This window comes from Flavobacterium anhuiense (assembly GCF_001705175.1).
GTDB lineage: Bacteria > Bacteroidota > Bacteroidia > Flavobacteriales > Flavobacteriaceae > Flavobacterium > Flavobacterium anhuiense.
Genome location: NZ_CP016907.1, coordinates 2,270,151 through 2,291,513, shown reverse-complemented (window position 1 = coordinate 2,291,513; position 21,363 = coordinate 2,270,151). Strand labels below are relative to the sequence as shown.

General features: G+C 32.7%; 16 protein-coding genes. 9 read left to right on the top strand and 7 right to left on the bottom strand.

From position 1 onward, the window contains the following. The first annotated feature begins 62 nt into the window (after positions 1-62). The 4 genes from BB050_RS09805 (at position 63) to BB050_RS22245 (ending at position 2,632) form a co-directional block, all read left to right on the top strand. A complete protein-coding gene (locus BB050_RS09805) occupies positions 63-551 on the top strand; it encodes a GNAT family N-acetyltransferase (RefSeq protein ID WP_008465066.1) in 489 nt (162 codons plus the stop codon). 103 nt (positions 552-654) lie between these two features. Continuing rightward, complete coding sequence (locus tag BB050_RS09800) at positions 655-1,914, top strand: aspartate kinase (RefSeq protein WP_008465067.1); 1,260 nt, start codon at positions 655-657, stop codon at positions 1,912-1,914. 145 nt (positions 1,915-2,059) lie between these two features. Then, positions 2,060-2,260, top strand: coding sequence for a hypothetical protein (locus tag BB050_RS09795; RefSeq protein WP_066033447.1), 201 nt, complete (start codon positions 2,060-2,062; stop codon positions 2,258-2,260). A 30-nt stretch (positions 2,261-2,290) separates the two neighbouring features. After that, on the top strand, positions 2,291-2,632 hold the full coding sequence (locus BB050_RS22245) for an SdpI family protein (RefSeq protein WP_066033446.1): 342 nt from the start codon (positions 2,291-2,293) through the stop codon (positions 2,630-2,632). Between the two features lie 110 nt (positions 2,633-2,742). On the opposite strand, the gene BB050_RS09785 is transcribed toward BB050_RS22245, so the two are convergent. The 3 genes from BB050_RS09785 to BB050_RS09775 form a co-directional block, all read right to left on the bottom strand. Beyond that, positions 2,743-5,136 carry a TonB-dependent receptor domain-containing protein gene (locus BB050_RS09785; protein ID WP_066033445.1) on the bottom strand — a complete coding sequence of 798 codons (2,394 nt, stop codon included), beginning with the start codon at positions 5,134-5,136 and terminating at the stop codon, positions 2,743-2,745. 112 nt (positions 5,137-5,248) lie between these two features. Beyond that, complete coding sequence (locus BB050_RS09780; RefSeq protein ID WP_066033444.1) at positions 5,249-6,298, bottom strand: helix-turn-helix domain-containing protein; 1,050 nt, start codon at positions 6,296-6,298, stop codon at positions 5,249-5,251. A gap of 3 nt (positions 6,299-6,301) precedes the next feature. Beyond that, positions 6,302-7,360: a helix-turn-helix domain-containing protein gene (locus tag BB050_RS09775; RefSeq protein WP_066033443.1), complete on the bottom strand. Its 1,059-nt coding sequence runs from the start codon at positions 7,358-7,360 to the stop codon at positions 6,302-6,304. Positions 7,361-7,544: 184 nt separating this feature from the next. Here BB050_RS09775 and BB050_RS09770 point away from each other — a divergent pair, with 184 nt between their 5' ends. Next, a complete protein-coding gene (locus BB050_RS09770; RefSeq protein WP_066033442.1) occupies positions 7,545-8,204 on the top strand; it encodes a bacteriocin class II family protein in 660 nt (219 codons plus the stop codon). A gap of 486 nt (positions 8,205-8,690) precedes the next feature. Here the strand turns inward: BB050_RS09770 and BB050_RS09765 are convergent, their stop codons facing one another. Continuing rightward, positions 8,691-9,029 carry a helix-turn-helix transcriptional regulator gene (locus BB050_RS09765; protein ID WP_066033441.1) on the bottom strand — a complete coding sequence of 113 codons (339 nt, stop codon included), beginning with the start codon at positions 9,027-9,029 and terminating at the stop codon, positions 8,691-8,693. A 175-nt stretch (positions 9,030-9,204) separates the two neighbouring features. Here BB050_RS09765 and BB050_RS09760 point away from each other — a divergent pair, with 175 nt between their 5' ends. The 3 genes from BB050_RS09760 (at position 9,205) to BB050_RS09750 (ending at position 14,574) form a co-directional block, all read left to right on the top strand. Next, a complete protein-coding gene (locus BB050_RS09760) occupies positions 9,205-12,639 on the top strand; it encodes a hypothetical protein (protein ID WP_066033440.1) in 3,435 nt (1,144 codons plus the stop codon). Positions 12,640-12,702: 63 nt separating this feature from the next. After that, entirely contained in the window at positions 12,703-13,278 is a 576-nt protein-coding gene (locus BB050_RS09755) for a hypothetical protein (protein WP_066033439.1), read from the top strand. Positions 13,279-13,494: 216 nt separating this feature from the next. Then, on the top strand, positions 13,495-14,574 hold the full coding sequence (locus BB050_RS09750) for a glycosyltransferase (RefSeq protein ID WP_008465092.1): 1,080 nt from the start codon (positions 13,495-13,497) through the stop codon (positions 14,572-14,574). 146 nt (positions 14,575-14,720) lie between these two features. Here BB050_RS09750 and BB050_RS09745 read toward each other — a convergent pair whose 3' ends face one another. The 3 genes from BB050_RS09745 to BB050_RS09735 form a co-directional block, all read right to left on the bottom strand. Then, positions 14,721-16,031, bottom strand: a complete 1,311-nt coding sequence (locus BB050_RS09745) for a porin (protein ID WP_066033438.1) — start codon at positions 16,029-16,031, stop codon at positions 14,721-14,723. Between the two features lie 163 nt (positions 16,032-16,194). Beyond that, positions 16,195-17,280 (bottom strand): sensor histidine kinase, encoded by a 1,086-nt coding sequence (locus BB050_RS09740; RefSeq protein WP_066033437.1) that lies wholly within the window; start codon positions 17,278-17,280, stop codon positions 16,195-16,197. Between the two features lie 219 nt (positions 17,281-17,499). After that, entirely contained in the window at positions 17,500-18,183 is a 684-nt protein-coding gene (locus BB050_RS09735; protein WP_008465097.1) for a response regulator transcription factor, read from the bottom strand. Positions 18,184-18,425: 242 nt separating this feature from the next. Between BB050_RS09735 and BB050_RS09730 the strand changes: the two genes are divergently transcribed. Then, positions 18,426-21,200: a TonB-dependent receptor gene (locus BB050_RS09730; RefSeq protein ID WP_066033436.1), complete on the top strand. Its 2,775-nt coding sequence runs from the start codon at positions 18,426-18,428 to the stop codon at positions 21,198-21,200. Positions 21,201-21,363 lie beyond the last annotated feature (163 nt).

Sequence of the window (21,363 nt, the reverse complement as noted above, 5' to 3'; positions counted from 1 at the left end):
TGCAAAAAGCATCCAATAAAATGACGCTTTTTTAGATAATAAATAGTTAAAAATAAGAATATATGAATATTAGGAAAGGAAATCCTGAAGATATGAAATCGGTGTTAGGGCTTATTCAGGAGCTTGCAATATTCGAAAAAGAACCCGATGCGGTTGTTATTACAGAGGAAGATTTAGTGCGCGACGGATTTGGCGAAAAACCATTATTTCACGTTTTTGTTGCAGAGATCGAAAACGAAGAAAAACAAAAAGAAATTGTTGGAATTGCGCTGTATTATTATCGTTATTCTACTTGGAAAGGAAAGACAATTCACCTTGAAGATTTGATTGTAAAAGAAAAAATGCGAGGCACCGGTTTAGGTTCTGCTCTTTATGCTGAAATCATGAAACAAGGAAAAAGAGACGGCGTGCGAAGAGTAGAATGGAATGTTTTGGATTGGAATACTCCAGCCGTAAAATTCTATGAAAATTCTGGCGCAAAAATCCTTGACACTTGGAGGGTAGTGCAGATGGATCAAGCAGGAATTAATTCGTTCTTAGAAAAATTATAAAAATATTATTCGCCACGAATTCACGAATTTTTATTCGTAAAGATTAGAAAAAATAATTCGTGAATTCGTGGCGGAAAAAAAATCTAAAAATCTAAAATTAAAAATGAGAGTATTTAAATTTGGTGGTGCATCGGTAAAGGATGCAGATGGAATTAAAAACGTGTACGACGTTTTACAAAAAGTGGGTTATGAGGATGTAATTCTTGTGGTTTCGGCTATGGGAAAAACAACAAATGCTCTTGAGGTTGTAATCAAGAATTACTTTGAAAAATCGACAGAATTAAACGCTTCTGTTCAGGAAATTAAAAAATATCACAATCAGATCTTATTGGATTTGTTTGAAGATGAAAATCATGCTGTTTTTGCGGCTGTAAATGCTCAGTTTGACGAATTAGAATACTTCTTGGCCCATAATAAATCTCCAAATTACAACTTTGTTTATGATCAGGTGGTAAGTTTTGGTGAATTGATTTCGACTAATATCTTAAGTCATTATATGAATTTCAGAGGAATTCAGACGCAATGGCTTGATGTTCGTAATTTCATTAAAACGAATGCAAACTATAGAGATGCTGAAGTTGACTGGGAAACTACACAGCAAAATATCAGCAAAAATGTTCCAAGAAAACAATTAAACATTACACAAGGTTTCTTGGGTGCAGACGAAAATAATTTTACAACAACTTTGGGCCGTGAAGGTTCTGATTATACTGCCGGAATTTTTGCTTATTGCTTAAATGCAGAAAGCGTAACGATCTGGAAAGATGTTCCTGGAGTTATGAATGCCGATCCGCGTTATTTCGAAAATGCAAGTTTGCTAAACCAGATTTCATATCGTGAAGCTATCGAATTGGCGTTTTACGGAGCAACGGTTATTCACCCAAAAACATTACAGCCATTACAGAAAAAAGAAATTCCATTATACGTAAAATCTTTTATCAACCCATTATTAAAAGGAACTTGCGTTTCTAAAGGCGTTGATTTAGAACCGCAATATCCTTGTTTTATCGTAAAAAGAGAACAGCTTTTAATTTCGCTTTCTTCTATTGATTTCTCTTTCATTATGGAAGAAAACATCAGTGAGATTTTTGGTTTATTCCACGAATTCAAAATCAAAGTAAACTTGATTCAAAACTCAGCAATTAGTTTCTCTGTTTGCGTGGAAGATAAATTTGGAAATTTCCCAGAATTGAATGCTATTCTTTCTAAAAAATTCAAAGTAGAATACAGCGAAAATGTAACCTTATATACAATCCGTCACTTTACAGAAGAGGCAGCGCAAACTGTCGAGGCAAACAAAGAAGTTCTACTAAAACAAGTTAGCCGCGAAACTATGCAGATTGTCACTAAAGAATTAATCTAATATTACTTTATAAAAGGTAATTATTTCAATTCAAATATATTTAGAAAGGCTTCACTTAATTGTGAAGCCTTTTTTATTACGAGAGAATTTTCTCTATTTTATCTATTTTTTTATTAAATTTACTTTTCTTTCTAAAGAATTTAAAATGAGCAAAAAAAGTTTTTTATTGGTTTTCATTATCCTTGGTTTATTATACGTCAGTATATCTTTAAGTCCGTTGCTTACAAAGGATATCAAAGACATTTCTTTTTCAGATTTTAGATTGGTAATTGGTCCATTTTTATCTACAGTTGGAATTCTTATAACCTATACACAACTGAAAAAAGGAAAAGCCAACAAGCAATAAAAGTTTTTCTAGCCAGAAAGAAATAAAAAAATGGAAGTACTAAATCTTTTATCTAAAAACCCGATTGTTGCTATCTCATTGACTATAATCCTTATAACTAAACTATTTCCTCCACAGAATATAAATTCTCTATATGGATATCGAACAGCAACTTCTATGAAAAGCAAATCAAACTGGGACTTTGCTCAAAAATACAGCACAAATCTTTTATTACTTCTATTATCATTCCTACTTTTAGTTCAAATTGTATTGTACCTAACGTATGGAAGTACGTCACTAACTGAATCATCAACATTTATAAGTTTGATATTATGTGTTGTTATTGTTGTATATAAAACAGAAAAGAAGTTAAAAACGAAATCTCTACATTAACTATTGTAATTGCATTAAGATATAAATCAATAAGAGAATAAACAATTCATTGAAATGATAAACAGTCCGAATCATCGCCTAAATGCTTATATCTAAAAGTATTAAGCAATCTACCTCACCCTATTATTCTCCGACTGTTCAATTTCAGTTTTCTTATAAGTCACCTTTTTTGAGTCTCCAAAATTGTAAGTTGCAATTATTTTAAAATAATCAGTACTATAGGTTCGGTGATAATAAATTTGGGTTTGCCCGACATTATAATCACCCGAAACCATAAACTTATGAAAGATGTCGTTTGCGGTAAAATTGAGTTTTAGTGCGTCTTTAAAAAAATTTCTTTCTATTCCTAAAGTTATGGTTGAACGGCCGTTTTCGCTTCCTAATCCGTAGCTGCGGTCGCTTAAATACCAAGCTAAAAATTGCAACTTAAAAAGTTTAGGAATCGTAAATGTATTATTAGTATATAAATAAATCTGAGGTTCTACCGGACTAAAAGCAAATGCGTAATAATTGTCTACCGATTTCTGCCATGTGATGCTGGCTGTATTAACAGAGTTCCACCATTTGAAGTTGAAAGATCTGGAAAGCGAGGTAAAAAAAGTATGCCCTTTTTCAAGATTCAGTGCTCTTAAAATATAACTGTTTGGTGTATCTCCTCGCAAAGCAGCTGCAGAAATAGGATCAATTTTATAAGTGTAACCGACTTTAAAATCGAACTTTTTGTACATCGTGCCTATTTCAAAAGCATGTGTTTTTTCTGGAAGCAGATTTGGATTTCCTTCAATTGTAGTAAAAGGATCCTGATAAATCACATACGGATTTAAAGCCTGATATCTGGGTCTTGTAATTCTGGAAACATAAGAGAAATGTCCTTTCCAATCTTCTGAAAGATCAAAATTCAAAAGTGCGTTTGGAAAAAAATTACCGTACGATTTATCAAATTTCTGAATTCCGTTGGCATTTGTAAACAAATTATAGCTTGTTTTTTCACCGCGTGCACCAAGCGAAAAATTAACTTTTTCGTTTAATGTCATAATATAATTAAAGTAAGCGGCGGCAATTTTTTCATTGTATTCAAAATCACTCGAAAGCTCATCATCGAATTCAAAATTTATTTCGTCATCAGAAATCAAAAAATCTGTTCCTGAGTTTATCGTGGCGTTACTAAACTTTGCTCCTGCTTCGAGTTTTGTCTTTTCATTTATTTTCTTCGAATAATCGGCTTGAACAGCTATTATATTGATTCTGCTTCCAACATTATTCTTTAAAAATCTTTCAGAATCTGTTTGTTCTACCAAACTGTTTTCTTCAATAAAATCTCTTATCGTTTGATTGTAATTTGAAAATTGTGATCCAATAAATAATGTAGAACCTTTAGCCGTTGTCCAATTATAATTCAAATTGACAAACTGATTTAACAAAACATCATTTCGGTCAACATCTGTAGCATAAAAACTTTTTCCTGAATTGTTGGTTATCGAATTCCTGCTTACTGTAATGCCGCCCAAATCGCTCACATTTCCGCTATAAGCCAATGAAATATAATTATTTGTAGAAAAACTATACTGAAGCCCTAATCCGAAATTCGAATAATTATTAAATCTTCTTTTCCAATCGGTTGTCAATTCAGATTTCATAAAATCATCTGGATTTGGTCGGGTTCTGGTCGTATACAGTAGCTCGCGATTTCTTCCTAACTGCAAACCGTAATTAGTTACAAAAGAGAATTTCCCTTTCGAATAATTAAAATCCAAAAGCGTGTTGTAAAGCGTTCCTCCAAATTTAGACACTGTTACGTGTTGATTGACCGTTCCCATTACACCGCTATCCATATTTTGCTTGGTTATAATATTGATCACCGCTTTTCCTTCGGCATCATATCTCGAAGAAGGATTGGAAATAAGTTCAATTTTTTGAATCTGAGAAACTGGAATTGCAGCAAACCGTTCGTAATTAATCAAAACTCCGTTGAGATAAATAATGGCTTCACCTTTCCCGACAACGCTAATTTCTCCGTCGGCGACCACAACATTTGGCACTCTTCCAAGCAATTCGTTTACCGAACTGCTGGTTGCCAGAACAGTTCCGTTTACATTGACATCGAGATTTCCATTAGCTCCATATTTTAATAATGAAGGCTGGCTTTTTACGACAACTTCTGATAGTTGATTAAGATTTTCTTTTACAATAATAGCACCTAAATCTATATTTTCTGTTCCCGAAAAATTCACATTCAAATAGCGATCTGCAAATTCTGCCGAAGTTAGTTTTACCAACACCTCTTTTTGATTTATATCTGATATTTGAAAAACACCATCTAAAAAATCCTGATGCTTTATTATTGTAGAATCTTTGACTGATACTATAGAAGCTGTTCCCATCATTAATTCGTTATTTGAATTGACGACTCTCCCAGAAATTGTCTGAATTGACTGTGCATTGGATTGCGTTACATTGAAAAGAAAACAATAAATGTAAACGGAAATTAAAATTAAAAACCTCATAAATTTTAGCGATTAAGTTTTGACTTTGATAAAACAAAAGTCAGTTCTTAATCGCTTTATAAGGTAATCGAAAGCGAAATCAGGAGTACGGATTTATAAATTAATACTCTATTTATGCCTGCAAAGCCTGAATTTGATAGTTTAAAGGTGTGGTTCCAGTATGTTTTTTAAAAGCCGCAAAAAAGGTTGATTTGGAATTAAATCCCACATCGTAACCAACAGATTCTAATGTCAGTTTATCATTTGAAATTATAATTTCGCAAGCATTTTGAATTCTAAATTCATTTATGAAACTGGTAAAATTCTTTCCGAGATTGTTATTTAAAAACTGAGACAACTGATGGCTGGATATATTTACTTCTTTAGATAAATCTTTTAAACTCAAATTCGGATTTTTATATAATACTTTTTCATTCATGATATTTTCCAATTTTTGGAATAAAATCTCGGCTTCTTCATTGTTCAGTTTTTTATCTTTTTGAATATTAAGCAGAAATAAATCATCTGTTTTCTTTCTGTGCAAAAGAACCAAAATGATCAGGTATAAAATAAAGGTGAAAGCAAGCGCTCCCGTAATACAGGAAACAAACGGAACTCGCGCAAATCCGAGAAAGTAAGCCATAAATATTGAAGCATTTCCCAGAAAAATCATTCCGAACCATCTCTCTGAAGGTGAGGAATCGGTATAATTCTGAGTTACTTTTTGAAGCAATTCTCTGTTTTCAAAACCAGAAATAAAGAAGTATGAAAACCATTGAAGAAAAATAGCTGTTACAAAATAATCATTCCATAAAACTGGATAATTTTGATATGGAAATACAAAACCAATTATTAGAATTACCAAAACCCAAGTGGCTAGATGCCATTTCCATTGTATCAAAATGTTGTTTCGGATGCCTGATTTTAAAACATAATACAAAAGCGGACCAATTAACATACAAGCTGAAAGCCCAATTTGAAGATAGATTTTAGACAGATCATTATTAAAGTAAACCAAAACTGTAACCACAATTCTGGTACTTAAAATAAACAAAAGCGCACCAAGAAAAAGATTAGAAAGATATTTTTTCTTGGTAAAAAATAAAAAATACAGACTTAGAATAAATCCGTTGAAAGCGCCCAAAGCACCAAAAAAGAATAACATTTCTTTGCCTATACTCATATTTTAAGTTTGTAAAGCTTGAAGCTGATAGTTAAGCGGAGTGGTTCCCGTATGTTTTTTGAAGGCCGCGAAAAAAGTAGATTTAGAATTAAAACCAACATCGTAGCCAACGGATTCTAGAGTCAATTTATCTGAAGATGTAATAATTTTACAAGCTTCGCTAATTCTAAATTCGTTTACAAAACTGGTAAAATTCTTTCCCAAATTACTATTTAGAAACTGCGATAATTGATGGCTAGAAATATTAATTTCCTGAGACAAATCTTGAAGTGTCAGATTCGGATTTTTATACAAACTTTTTTCAGACATAACCTTTTCTAGTTTTTCTGACCAGATTAATGCTTCTTCCGAATCTATTTTTTTATTCGAAATCTTTCCATTCAATAAAAATAGATCGTCGGTTTTTTTTCTGTACAAAAGAATTGAAATTCCTAAATATAAAATGAATGAAAAAACAACTGCGCCACTTATATAAGTTGCTGCAGAAGCTCCCATAATGGCCAAAAAGTAAAACAGAAATAAGAGAAAATTACCAAAAAACAACATTCCGAACCACATTTCTGACGAAGTTGTTTTTTCTTTTCTACTCAAGATTTTTCTTAGAACGCCACGAAGTTCAAAACCAGCAAAAACAATATAAACAAACCATTGAAAATAAATGATTCTTATAAAAAAGCCTCCCCAAAATTTCGGATACATTTCATACGGATATAAAATGCCGACAGCTACAATAAAAATTGCCCAAAATGCCAAAATAAATTTCCAGGATTTGGGCATTGTTTGCACTTCATCAATAGCCGATTTAATAAAGTAATACAAAAAAGGTCCGATAAAAAAACAAGCTGTAAGTCCAAACTGCAAGTACATTTTTGGCAGTTCGGGATGAAAATAAACAAATACAGATTTAGCAATTCGGATACTTAAGGCAAACAAGAGCGCTCCAAGGAAATAATTGGTTAAGTATTTTTTCTTGGTAAAAAAGAAGAAATAAACCCCGAGAATAATTCCGTTGAAAGCTCCTAAAGCACTAAAAAAGAATAAAAGTTCTTTGCTAGTATCCATAATGTAAGTTAGTTATATCAAAACAAAGCTAAAAAAAAAGATTGGCTTATTAGGAAAATAATATCCCAATTCTATTTGGCTTATGCAGATTAAGGTTAAAAATACCATAATTTCACATAATACAATTATGATAAGGTGAGTAATTTAGTTTTTTAATTCAATCATTACTACCCAATTATCAAAAATGAAAAAACTTTTTTTTATCACATTTATACTTATTGGCATATTGTATTCATGCAATAAAGACGAGTTTATAGAGAATAAATCAGAGAATAAGATCGACTATTTTACTTTAAACAAATCAATAGATAAGCAAATCAGTACACTAAGAACTTTAACAGTAAAATCTAATGTTGAGGAAAACTATTTAAAGTATTTTAAAACTAAACCAAAATCATTGAATGCTAATAAAAGTGCCCAACATGAAACAACCATTAAAATTACTTTAGACCCTCATTATAATCAAGAAGAGAGTCAGTTTATGCTAAGTTTTTATCAGGATCTTGCAAACTGTTACGATAATAAGATTATTGAACTTTTGAATTCAAAAAGAATCTCGCTTAACAACAGCAATTTTTCATTAGATTTTAAAAATGAAGCTAATTTTATATTTAGTACAATTGAGAAAACCACTAATGAAATAGGCGCAATTTTAAACAAATCTCAAACTAGTAAAACAGGAAAAGCGGCTGGTTTTGGAGATTGCTTTGCAACAAAAGGAAAAGGTATAGGAAGAGCAGTTGCAACTGGAGCTTTAGTAGGTGCAGCTGGAGGAACTGTAGCATTGCCTGGTATAGGAACTGCCAGTGGAGCTATAGGTGGAGCTGTTTTTGGGGCAGCTTAAGGAGCTGTAAGCGGAGGACTAGTGAAACTTACATGGGCTTTTATAGATTGTGCTATGGAACGCTCAACTTTAGAAGCTGAGTATATCTACTTTTCTATAGAGATTTGCTCCAATTGATCCTAATCAATTTAATTTTTATATATTTGAAAACTCTGACAATCTAATAAATACTGTTTTAAACACTTCAGACGAGACATTAATAAGATTTATAGAATAATTATGAAACCAAATAATATAAAAATACTCACTTTTGTATATAACTATATTTTTAGTCCTATTGCTATAATCGTAATGTTTTGGATTATTTTCTTTGAAGGGAATTCATTCCCTTTACAAAAAATAATTGATCACAAATTTGATTTAAAATTATAATTAGCATTATTCTTAGCAATAGCTTTCCTAATATTTTTAAGAAAAGAAATAAAACTCCCAAAGGATAAACAACAAATAACAAGGAAGACTCCTAAATATGGAATCTTCCTTGTTTTACATTTTATTTTCATTTTTCTTCTTCAAATCATTAATTACCTTTTTCAACTCTTTTATTCGTTCTTCATATTGTTCTATGACTTTTTTCGATAATTGAGTAACGGCCCCCGACGAAGATCCATTATTTGTTTTATCATCTATAATTAATAATTCTTCAGGACTAATTACAAAAATTTTAGAGATTTTTAAAATATGAATAGCCCAAGAACCACTTTCTCCATTCTCCATTCTAGCATAGGCTGATTGAGATATATGCAGATAATCTGCCACTTCCTCTTGTGACATGTTTTTACTTTTTCTAAGCATTCTTAATTTATTTCCAACTAAAACATTCATAATCTATATCCTTTTTATAAAACGATAGAGGACAACTTTATAAATATATACTCACAAAAAATCATTTTTTTTCAATAAAAAAATATACAAAATAATTGAAAGCTCCATATGTGGGTAGATTTGTAATTTCTTGATTATAAATACTACTTTTGACTTTTTACAGTTTAGAGTATTTATGTTGAAAAAATTACTGTTTTTGACGGTTTTCTTCTGGTTTTCTGTGCTTCAGGCTCAGGAAACTGAATCGCTGTACAAAACCAAAAAAATAGTAGTTTCAAAAGACACCATTCGTCTAGAAAAAGTGGCCATTAACTCTGGATTTTTCCAAATTCTGAATACTAAAAATGAGCCTATCGATTCGACTTCTTATAAAGTCGATTTTCAAAAAGGCTATTTGCTTTTAAATGAAAATTTCAAATCAGTTTCAGATACTTTGATTGTCAATTATCTTAATTATCCTGATTTCTTGACCAAAGAATACAGTCTTTATAAATCTGATCAGATTGTAAGCGGTGATGTTGGAACAGACAAACTGTACAGAATAGACAACACTTCAAATGCCAAAAAAGTAACGCCTTTTGACGGACTCGAAACTTCTGGAAGCATTACTCGTGGCGTTACGGTCGGCAATAATCAAAGTACGGTTTTAAACTCCAATTTAGACTTGCAGATTACAGGAAAACTTTCCGACAAAGTGAGTTTAAGAGCTTCGCTGCAAGACAATAATATTCCGCTGCAGGATGGTGGTTATTCACAGAAACTTGATCAGTTTGACAATATTTTTATCGAACTTTTTAGTGATGATTGGAACATTCGCGCCGGCGATGTCTTTTTAGAAAACAGAAAAACTCAATTTTTGGGCTTTAATAAAAAGGTTCAAGGACTTTCTGCTAACTTTGATTTTGATACCGAAAAAAGCAAAACCAATGTTTTTGCCTCGGTTGCTTTTGTAAAAGGACAATATGCCAAAAGTACTTTTACGGGTCAAGAAGGAAATCAGGGTCCGTACAAACTAAAAGGACAGAATGGCGAATTGTATGTTTTGGTTATTTCAGGCTCAGAACGTGTGTATGTAAACGGAGTTTTGCTAAAACGTGGCGAAAACAACGATTATGTGATTGATTATAATGCGGGTGAAATTGTCTTTACATCACTTTTTACCATTACTTCAGAAATGCGTATTAATGTTGAATACCAATATTCAGAGCGAAATTACAATCGTCTCGTAACATACGCAGGCGCTACACATGAAAACAAAAACTGGAGCTTTGGTGGTTATTTGTATTCTGAAAATGACATGAAAAATCAGCCTTTACAGCAAAATCTTTCTCCAGAACAAATTCAGATTTTGAGTCAGGCGGGCGATGATGTTAATTTGATGAAAGCGCCTTCTGCCTATGAAGACAGTTATGCCGAGAATAAAATTTTGTACAAAAAAATATTGGTCAATTCGGTTGAAGCTTATGAATATTCAAATAATCCTGCCGATGTTTTGTACAATGTACGATTTAGCCAAGTTGGTTCAAATGCGGGAAATTATATCATTCAAAACAATAATTCTGTTGAGCGAATTTATCAATATGTTGAACCGGTTAACGGAGTTCTGCAAGGAAATTATGAACCCATTGTACAGCTTGTTGCGCCAATGAAACTTCAGGTGGCCACTTTTTTAGGAAAATATAATCCGAACGAAAAAACTTTAGTAGATTTTGAATTGGCCATTAGCAATAATGATCAAAATTTATTTTCTGGAATTGATGATGCCAATAATGAAGGAATTGCTTTTAAAACCAATCTTAAAAAACGTCTCTTTTCTAGAAGCTGGAATTTAGACGCTTTCGCGAATTATCAATTTGTACAGCAAAATTTTAAATCAGTTGAACGTTTGTATAATATTGAGTTTAACCGTGATTGGAATTTAACTGGAACTCTTTATGGCAATCAAAGCCTTTTGGTTACGGGTTTGAATTTTGATTTATTTTCGAAAAAAGAAACTTCAAATATTGGTTTGCTGACTTATCAATTTGAAAAATTAGATTTCAGCGAAAGCTATTCCGGCGCAAGGCATACAACAAACGCTTTATTCAAATTGAAAAATTGGACGATTGAAAACAACGGAAGTTTTCTAAATTCTGACGCCACAACTTCGACTTCAAAGTTCATTAGAAACCAGACCAGGACTAAATATCATTTTGGAAAAAATTGGGTTGGAGGAACTATGCAATTGGAAGACAATCAGCAAAAAGATAAAGTTACCAATCAGTTTTCGGCTGTAAGCCAAAGATTTTTAGAATATGGAGTATTTACTGGACGCGGCGACAGTACTAAGGTGTTTGTTGAAGTCGGTTTTCTACAAAGGCGAAACGATAGTTTGCAAAACGGATTATTACAGCACGTTAATAATTCGCAGACGTATTACTTAAAATCAAAATTGATCCAGAACAAAACAACTGATTTAGCCGTTTATGCAAGTTATCGAAATTTAGATTTTACTGATAAATCTAGACAGAACGAACCTTCATTAAATTCGAGAATTTTATACAATGATCGTTTTTTTAATCAGTTTATGCAGATTGGAACGGCTTACGAAACCAGCTCTGGAACTATTGCACAGCAAGAATTTACATATGTAGAAGTCCCGACAGGTCAAGGTGTTTATACTTGGAATGATTATAACGGCAACGGAATTCAGGAATTGGAAGAATTTGAAGTTGCGGTTTACCAAGATCAGGCGCGATATGTGAGAGTATTTTTGCCGAATCAGATTTACATTAAAATCAATCAAAATAAGTTTTCACAATCTTTAACTTTAAATCCACTGCAATGGCAAAATGAAAAAGGTTTTAAAAAACTGTTGTCTTATTTTTACAATCAGACCTCTTTTATAATGGATCGAAAGGTGAAAAGCGATGGAGAAAAGTTAGAACTCAATCCGTTTGATTCATCAGAAGACAATATTTTAGGATTGAATTCGAGTTTTAGAAATAGTTTATTTTACAATCGAGGTAAGCAGAAACATTCCGTTACTTATTCTTATTTGATTAATAAAGGCAAAAGTCTGCTTTCTGTAGGTTCGCAGCATGTGCAGAATTACTCACATCAAATTCAGTACACACATTTATATCAGAAAAGCTGGCTGTTTAATTTCTTTACCAAAACCATAAAAACCGATTTGGTTTCTAAAGATTTTGTTGAAAAAAACTATGATATTCAAGGCTGGCAACTGGCACCAAAAGTCAGTTATTTATTCTCAAAAAACACCAAATTGGATTTCTTTTACGAGCTACAAAACAAAAAAAATCAGATTGGAAATTTCGAAACTTTAGATCAAAATAGAATCGGAACTTCTTTTTCTTATGCAGGCGAAAAGAAAGTGACGGTGAATGGCGAATTTTCTTTTTATGAAAATAAATTTAACGGAAATGAATTCTCATCAGTAGGTTTTCAGATGCTCGAAGGACTTCAAGCGGGATCAAATTTGGTTTGGAAACTGCTTCTGCAAAAGAACATTACGTCATTTTTGGATGTCAATTTAAATTATCAGGGCAGAAAAAGCGAAACGGGAAATACGATTCATACAGGAAACGTTCAGCTTCGTGCATATTTTTAATGTGTTGCGAAAAAGATGACAATAAATTGTTTAATTTTAATTGAAATTTAAACTTTTAACCTTATGAAAAAATTAGTATTGTTCTGTTTGATGGTTGTTTTCTCTTCTAATTTTTATGCTCAGGAAACAACTGCAAAAACTACGAAAAGTAAAACAGAAGCTTCAGCAAAAAAAGCGAAAGCAAGTGCAGACAAAGCTTCGGCCGACGCAAAAAAGGAAGCAGCAAAATCTACAAAAGCAGCAGATGACGCAAAAGCTGCTTCGACAAAAGCCAAAAAAGAATCTGCTGACGCAGCAAAAAAGACTGCCGACAAAGAAGCTGCAAAAGCTAAAGCTGATGCCAAAAAAGCAACTGTAGAATCTGATAAAGCAAAAAGTACCGCTGACAAAGCAAAAAGCTCTGCTGACAAAACCAAAGCCGATGCCAAGAAAACGACCGCAAAAGCTGACGCTGCTAAAAAAGACGCCACAGCTGCCAAAAAATCGGCCACAAAAACTTTAAAAGAAACTAACGAAAAAGCTCCTGCTGTCCCAGACAAAGTAACTGGCGAGTACAATGGCAAAAAAGTATATACAGGTCCAAGAGGCGGTAAATACTACATTAACAAAAATGGTAATAAAACGTATATTCAAGATTAAGTTTCTAAGATGCTGAGACTCTAAGTTGCTAAGCTTCTAAGATTAACAGATTAAGCCGAACCTATAGTTCGGCTTTCTTGTTTTCTAAACAGAAAATGTTTGAACTTAGAAGCTTAGCAACTCAGAAACTTAACACCTTAAGTTAATAATTTAGTAATACCTCCGAAATAACATAAAAAACATATTTTTCTATCTTCGTTTTTAAAACTGTTAAAAATGAGTATAGATTATTCTGCGAATAAAACTATTTTGGTGGCTCCACTAAATTGGGGACTTGGACATGCTACCCGATGCATACCTATTATCAAGGCGCTACAAGAGAATAATTATATTCCGATTATTGCTTCTGATGGAGTTGCTCTGGCTTTATTACGAAAAGAATTTCCTTATATACAAACTTTAGAACTGCCTTCTTATCATATTGAATATGCTAAAAATGGCAAAAACTTTAAATGGAAGCTGATTAAAAATCTTCCGAAAATGATTACTGCTATTTTGGATGAGAAAAAAATGGTGAATCATTGGATCAAAAAACATGGCATTGACGGTATTATCTCAGACAACAGATTGGGAGTCATCAGTAAAAAAGTGCCTTCGGTTTTTATTACGCACCAATTAAATGTTATGACAGGAAATACGACTTGGTTTACCAGTAAATGTCATCAGCATTTTATTAAAAAATACAATGAATGCTGGGTTCCTGACACCAACGAAAAAATAAACCTAACGGGAGATTTGGGTCATTTAAAAAATAATGAGCTGAATTTAAAATACATCGGTCCGCTGAGCCGCATGAAAAAAAAGGAAACTCCAAAAATATATGATCTAATGATTATATTGTCTGGCCCAGAACCTCAGCGTACTTTTTTGGATGAAAAACTGCAGAAAGAAGCGGCAAAATATCCTGGAAAAGTGGTTTTTGTACAAGGAAAAGTAGAAAAATCACAGGAAAAGTGGCAAGCTGGAAATGTTACTTATTATAATTTCATGAACTCCAAACAGCTCGAACAGACTTTTAATGAAAGTGAATTTGTATTGTGCCGTTCGGGTTATACAACGGTAATGGATTTGGCAAAGCTGGGCAAAAAAGCCTTCTTTATTCCGACACCCGGACAATATGAGCAGGAATATCTGGCGATAAAACTTCAGGAAGAAAATCTTGTACCATATGCGATGCAAGACGATTTTACCATTGAAGATTTATCAAAAGTAAAATCGTTTAAAGGATTGTCTCAATTTGAAAATAATATTGATTGGGATTCTTTATTTAAAGTTTTTGAAGACAAAATTGCTTGATTGCACGCGGATTAAACGGATTTTACAAATTGCTTTTCACATAAAAAAACCTCCAATTAAAATTGGAGGTTTTTCATTTTTATAAAATAAATCAGTTTTTATCAGCGTCTTTGTGATAGCAAATCCGTTTAATCCGCGTACTGATTTTAGAAATTAAACTGCACTTGCAATCTTAGAACATTTCCTTGCTGTCTGTTTACAGGCAAGACACTATCTTCAAAAGTTCGGTCGGCTACTACGTATTCTGCTGTAAGTTCAAATGCTTTAATCGGCTGCCATTCTACACCAAATTCGTAATCTCTAACCACATAACTTCTAGCATCTTTTTCGTATTTTTTTCCTCCGTCATAATATTGGAATTTAGCAAAAGGATAAATATGCTGCTTTTTAAGATCCCATTTATAGTTTAATAAAACGTAACCTCCGTTCAAATCGGTTTGGTCAATTCTATTGGTTGCTGGATTGTATCGAGGTCCAGTTCCGATATTGTATTCCGTCTGGATTCCGAATGGTCGTGGATATAAAACGAAAGTCGCTCCAACTCGCTGATCTTTTACGTATTGCGGATCATTGACAACCACTCCTGGCGAAACTTCTCCCGTGAATGCCCATTTACCAGTATAAGCCTGAATTCCAGGTTCTATAATTTGGCTTCCGATAACAAAAGGATATGTTATTCTAGACACAACATTTAAGTCTCTGTTTCCATCTAACTTATTTGCAATCTGACCATTGTAAACTCCTAAAGCAAAAACCCCGAAGTCTCCAGAACCTTTGTAGCCATCTTTAACTAACATTTCAAAACGTTTTCTGATTTCGGCCGGCGCCCAATAAAAGAATATTCCTAAATCACGCTCATTTAAAATTGAAGAGTTGATGGCATCAGCACGGTCTAAAGTTAAACGCTGTGAACTTGACTGCATATTTTCAAATCCGTATGGAATTTTACTCTGCCCGACACGTACCCGATATTCTTTTTTCTTATCAAAAGAAAGATCAAAATACAGGTCACGAATTTGAACAAAGTTCTGAATTCCTGTACTCGGCGAACTCGCAAAATCGGGTTGAAAATAGAAAAATACATTTGGATGCACTTGTCCAGAAAACACTAAACGGGCACGGCGAATAAAAAGCCCGTTGTTTGCTTTTGCATCTGGAGCCGTCGATGTTGTTCCCCAAGATCTATCACATTGCTCACAGGAAACTTTATCATTTGTAGAAAACAAACCGTTATATCTGATTTGCGCATAACCTCTTAAAGAGATTCTATCATACCAATGTTCCTCAACTCCACCTCCAGATTTTGTTTCCGGAAGTTTTGCTTTGTTTATAGAATCTAAAATACGCATTACTTCGTTTTTTACATCCTGTTTATTCAATTCTTGTTTGTTTGTTTCTTGCGCATTGGCTGCACAAGTTAGCAGTAATAAAACTGCCAATAGTTTTCTTTTTATCATTAGTTCTGTAATTCCCTTAATTTCAGGATGCAAAGATGGAGCACCTATGTTAAGAAATCATTAACCAGATGTTACTATAATAAAAATTTAATGTTATGGCCTAAATCGGAATGTTTATTTAGTGTTAAACACCTTTGTTTTAGGGCTTTTAGCAAAACTGACGTTACGATTTTTTAACGTCAGTTTTTGATGTTTTATTTGCTTTTTCGAGCGTAAAAGAGAATTCAGAGCCAATTCCGAACTCACTTTCTACATAAACTTTCTCTTTATGTGCTTCAATAATATGCTTTACAATCGCTAATCCTAAACCAGAACCGCCTTCAGATCTAGTTCCGCTTTTATCCACTCGGTAAAAACGTTCAAAAAGTCTGGGAATGTTTTGTTTTTCAACACCTTCGCCGTTATCGCTAATGCGGATTAAAACTTTTTTCTTAGTTAAGTTTACGACGCCAACTTCAGTCAATCCGCCTTCCTTTCCGTATTTAATTGAATTGACAATCAGATTTTCCAACACTTGCTGAATTCTATCCTTATCTCCTCTAATCATTACTGACTGCACATTTTTACTTTCAAAAGCAAGTTTTATTTTCTTTTTGTCTGCTTTCATTTCGAGCAACTCGAAAACATTTTGAATTAATTCGACAATATCAAAATCAGTCATATTCAAATCCAAATCGCCTGATTCTAATTTAGTAATCATATCCAAATCTTCTACGATATAGATAAGACGCTCTACTCCTTTTTCGGCGCGTTTTAAATATTTTTTTCTAATATTTTTATCGTCCATTGCGCCATCAAGCAAAGTAGAAACGTAACCTTGAACAGTAAATAAAGGTGTTTTCAATTCGTGTGAAACGTTTCCTAAGAACTCTCTTCTATATTGCTCACGAATTTCAAGCATTTCGATTTCGAGTTTTTTATCGGTCGCGAACTTTTTCACTTCGCGCGAAAGAGTTTCCATATCGGTATTAATAGGCTGATTGATTAAGGTTGTTGATTCTAACAACGAAACCTCATCATAGATTTTCTTTACTCTTCTGTAAATAAATCGTTCTACGCGATACTGCAAAACCAAAAATGAGAAAATATAAATTACGATAATGAAGATTATTCCAAACGCAACTTGATGTTTTAATTGATTCTTATAAAATAACGACATCAACATCAGCACAAATGCTGTTGTAAAGAGACTGATATACAATGCCGATTTTATGGCGAATTTATATGTTTTCTTAAAATTAATTTTCATTGATATTAAAACAATTAACCATTAAAGGAATATTTTTCTTCACCATGTAAGTGATACAAGTTCATTTAAAAATAACTTTTTTTGGGAATAAATAATAATTTTGAAAAGCCCATCTTTATCAAAGTCAGGCTTTGACAAAAATGAGCTTTTTTATTTTAAAGTAAACTATAATTTTAAATGAACTTATATCACTTATATAGTTCATTTTCTATAGAGAAATTAAACTTCAAATTTATAGCCTACACCTTTTATAGTTTTAAAAAGATCTTCGCCTATTTTTTCTCGCAGTTTTCTGATGTGAACATCAATTGTTCTTCCTCCAACTACAACTTCATTTCCCCAAACTTTATCCAAGATTTCATCTCTTTTAAAAACTTTCCCTGGTTTTGAAGCTAATAGATAGAACAATTCGAATTCTTTTCTTGGCAAAGCAATTTCTACATTGCCTTTTATGATTTTGTATTCCTCACGATTAATTTCGATTCCGCCTACATTTAAAGTATCCGTAACAACTTCCTGTTCTTTTAACCTTCTTAACAGCGCCTTTACTTTAGAGACCAGTAATTTTGGTTTTATTGGTTTAGTAATATAGTCATCTGCACCGGCATCAAAACCAGCTACTTGAGAATAATCTTCGCTTCTTGCTGTAAGGAATGTTATGATAACATTATTTAACTCTGGAATTTTTCTAATATGCTCGCAAGCCTCCATTCCGTCCATTTCTGCCATCATCACGTCCATAATGATTAGTTCTGGCAGCTCTTTCTGCGCTTTTGCTATAGCATCTTTTCCATTAGAAGCTGTAACAATCTGATAGCCTTCCTGAGCAAGGTTATAGCCAACGATTTCTAAGATATCTGGTTCATCGTCAACTAATAAAATCTTAGTTTGTGTTTTTTTCATAAATAGCAAAAATTGAGATTTTTATATCGAAACTTCTTCATTAAACATTCGATATTTCTTATTTCACAGGGTAAATATACTAACAAAAGAACCTTTAAAAAATGGTGTTAACCGTAATTTAATCTCGTAACAATTTGATAATCTTAACAACACAAAAACATAACAAGTCGGTAACATGGACTTCACAGAGCGGTTCTTTCTTTGCACAAAAATAATAAGACACAAACACAACACTGAAAAAAATGAAATTCAATTTAAGATTTCTCTTTATTGCATTATTTATCTGTACGATTTCGATCGCGCAAAACAAAGGTACGATTTCTGGAGTTCTGACTGACAAGGATATGAACAACGCAGCTCTGCCATTTGCTAATGTTTTAGTTAAAGGTACAAATATTAGCGTAAATACCGACGTAGACGGAAAATATTCGTTAAGCGTAAATCCTGGAAATTATACTTTAATCTTTAGTTTTTTAGGATATGAATCTGTTGAAGCTCCAGTTGCTGTAAAAGCAAATGAAACCGTAACAGTTAATCAAGGCCTTTCGTCTGGAAGTTATACACTTAAAGATGTAGTTGTAAAATCTTCTGCAGGAAACAAACAAAAAGAATCGGCATTATTATTAGATCAAAAAAATGCAGTTCAATTTAAAGCTGCTATTGGTGCTGAAGAAATTGCAAGAAAAGGAGTTAATGACGTTGCTAACGCTGTTGCAAAAGTAAGCGGTGTTTCTAAACAAGATGATTCTGGAAACGTATTCGTTAGAGGATTAGGTGACCGTTATAATGTAACTACTTTAAATGGTCTTCCGTTACCATCAAATAACCCAGCAAACAAAAACATTCTTTTAGAAATTTTCTCTACAAACATTGTAGATAATATCGGAATTAGTAAAACTTTTGAATCTCAAAACTATGCTGACTTTGGAGGAGCTAATATTGACATTAGTGCAAAGAAATTCAGCGGAAAACCATTCATTAACGTTTCAATTGGTACTGGTGCAAATACAAATGTTTTAGGACAAGATCATTTTTACCTTCAAGACGGACCTACTTATGCAGGATTTAAGAAAGTAGGAGTTCCGGATTCTCCACTATTGCCATACAGCTATTCAACAAGCTGGGACAGACAAGAAAGTAAAAATGTATTAAATGCTTTTTACACTTTATCTGGAGGAAAAAGATTTCAAATAAACGACGAAAGTTCAATTGGTGCTTTTGTTACTGGATCTTTCAGTGCAAAAAACAAATTTACTCAAGGTTACAGCCGAGGAGGTATTACTTCTGACGGAGATATTTATTCTGACTTTATCAGAACAGCTTACAAACATAACACTACAACAACAGTTATGGGTACTGCTGATTACAAAATCAACAAAAACCATTCGATCTTCTTTACGTCTTTATTCTTAAACTCTAGTGAGCAAGACTATAGCGAGTATGAAGGAACTAATATTAACTTTGACGGTGGTGGAGATGCTCAACAGCAAATTAGCGGTTTTATCAAACGTGGAACTTTTGAAAGAACTCAATTGGTGGTAAACCAATTAACAGGAAAAAGCAAATTTAACGATCAGTGGAATTTAAACTGGGGAGTTGGATATAGTATTTCTGATAGCGCAATTCCAGATCGTATGCAGAACTCTTTCGTGTACGCGCCTAATGCTATTGATTACACGTTTTTTACGAATTCAAACATTAATAACCATAGATTTTTTCACGACTTGAAAGAAAATGAAATCGCTGCAAATATTGCTCTTTCTTATAACTTCAAAAAAGGAAGTGATGATACTTATAAAGGAAAAGTAACAGTTGGTTACTCAGGAAAATTCAAAGATGTAGATTATGATATGCAGCAATTTTCATTTTTCCCAAACAGAACTTCGATCTCTTTCCCTAAAGAAGACATTCACCATGTAGATAATTATTTAGATCCTGCACATTGGGGGTCTTCTTACTCAAACAGAATTCACCAAACATATAATGGAAATTTAGATATTAATGCTGCATTTGCTAATGTTCAATATTCTTTAACTGAAAGATTAAGCGTAATACTAGGAGCAAGATTAGAGCAATTAAATCAAAATGTTTTCTATATCACAACAACAGTTCCATCTGGAGGAAACTCTGACGATTCTAAATTCAATATTTTACCTAGCTTAATTTCAAAATATACTTTGAATGAAAGACAGAATTTAAAATTCTCTGCAAGTAAGACTTATACTCTTCCTCAATTTAAAGAAAAAGTGCCAATTATTTACGAAGATGTTGCACAAGCATACGAAGGAAATCCAAGATTATATGCTTCAACAAATTACAACTTCGATTTAGGATGGGAATTTTTCCCTAAAGCAAGTGAGTTAATTTCGGTAACTGCTTTTGGTAAAATCATTCAAAACCCAATCAACGAAATGTTCTTGAACTCTTCTTCAAATGATATTTCTTATGCAAATACAGGAGACAAAGGAACTGTAGCTGGGGTTGAAGTTGAATATAGAAAAGATCTTTTTGAAATTGAAAAAAGAGACAACTTAAAAACAAAACTTTCTTTTGACGCAAACGGATCATATTTATACACTAAACAAGATCTGAGCAATGACAAAGTAAACAATGAAAATGATTTTGGAGCTAACTTTACTTTTACGTCAAGTAAATTAACAGGAGCTTCTAATTTCCTTGCCAATGCGAACTTATCATTCTTAAATGAGTTTTCAGAAAACACAGATCTTTCAGCAACAGTATCTTACTCTTATTTCTCAGATAAGTTAGCTGTAATTGGAACTTCAAGAGTTGGAAACATGGTTGATAAAGCCGTAAACAAACTCGACTTTATTGTAAACTCTAGCTTAACTAAAAACTTAAAAATTGGTCTTATTTACAATAACATCTTAAACCCAACTTTTAAGCGTGTACAAGAGCAGGGAGAAGTACCTGGAAAAGAGTCTGTAGGAGACATCACCGTAACTTCTTACAAAGCAGGTTCAGATCTTAGACTTACTTTAAACTATACTTTCTAAAAAAAAGATATTCAATAAATTACAAGAAGCGATTGGATAACCAATCGCTTTTTTTTTTATCCAAAATTGAAATGTAAATTTTATATTAAGACAATGCATTTTTACCCCAGTATACTTAATGGATTGTTAATATCATCTTAACTCAGCAAAAACATATGTTCGT

Bases quoted from the DNA above. Each gene is read 5' to 3' on its own strand.
- BB050_RS09805 (WP_008465066.1), top strand. From the start codon at position 63: ATGAATATTAGGAAAGGAAATCCTGAAGATATGAAATCGGTGTTAGGG.
- BB050_RS09755 (WP_066033439.1), top strand. From the start codon at position 12,703: ATGAAAAAATTAGTATTGTTCTGTTTGATGGTTGTTTTCTCTTCTAAT.
- BB050_RS09745 (WP_066033438.1), bottom strand. From the start codon at position 16,031: ATGATAAAAAGAAAACTATTGGCAGTTTTATTACTGCTAACTTGTGCA.
- BB050_RS09750 (WP_008465092.1), top strand. From the start codon at position 13,495: ATGAGTATAGATTATTCTGCGAATAAAACTATTTTGGTGGCTCCACTA.
- BB050_RS09730 (WP_066033436.1), top strand. From the start codon at position 18,426: ATGAAATTCAATTTAAGATTTCTCTTTATTGCATTATTTATCTGTACG.
- BB050_RS22245 (WP_066033446.1), top strand. From the start codon at position 2,291: ATGGAAGTACTAAATCTTTTATCTAAAAACCCGATTGTTGCTATCTCA.
- BB050_RS09795 (WP_066033447.1), top strand. From the start codon at position 2,060: ATGAGCAAAAAAAGTTTTTTATTGGTTTTCATTATCCTTGGTTTATTA.
- BB050_RS09740 (WP_066033437.1), bottom strand. From the start codon at position 17,280: ATGAAAATTAATTTTAAGAAAACATATAAATTCGCCATAAAATCGGCA.
- BB050_RS09800 (WP_008465067.1), top strand. From the start codon at position 655: ATGAGAGTATTTAAATTTGGTGGTGCATCGGTAAAGGATGCAGATGGA.
- BB050_RS09775 (WP_066033443.1), bottom strand. From the start codon at position 7,360: ATGGATACTAGCAAAGAACTTTTATTCTTTTTTAGTGCTTTAGGAGCT.
- BB050_RS09770 (WP_066033442.1), top strand. From the start codon at position 7,545: ATGAAAAAACTTTTTTTTATCACATTTATACTTATTGGCATATTGTAT.
- BB050_RS09765 (WP_066033441.1), bottom strand. From the start codon at position 9,029: ATGAATGTTTTAGTTGGAAATAAATTAAGAATGCTTAGAAAAAGTAAA.
- BB050_RS09785 (WP_066033445.1), bottom strand. From the start codon at position 5,136: ATGAGGTTTTTAATTTTAATTTCCGTTTACATTTATTGTTTTCTTTTC.
- BB050_RS09735 (WP_008465097.1), bottom strand. From the start codon at position 18,183: ATGAAAAAAACACAAACTAAGATTTTATTAGTTGACGATGAACCAGAT.
- BB050_RS09780 (WP_066033444.1), bottom strand. From the start codon at position 6,298: ATGAGTATAGGCAAAGAAATGTTATTCTTTTTTGGTGCTTTGGGCGCT.
- BB050_RS09760 (WP_066033440.1), top strand. From the start codon at position 9,205: ATGTTGAAAAAATTACTGTTTTTGACGGTTTTCTTCTGGTTTTCTGTG.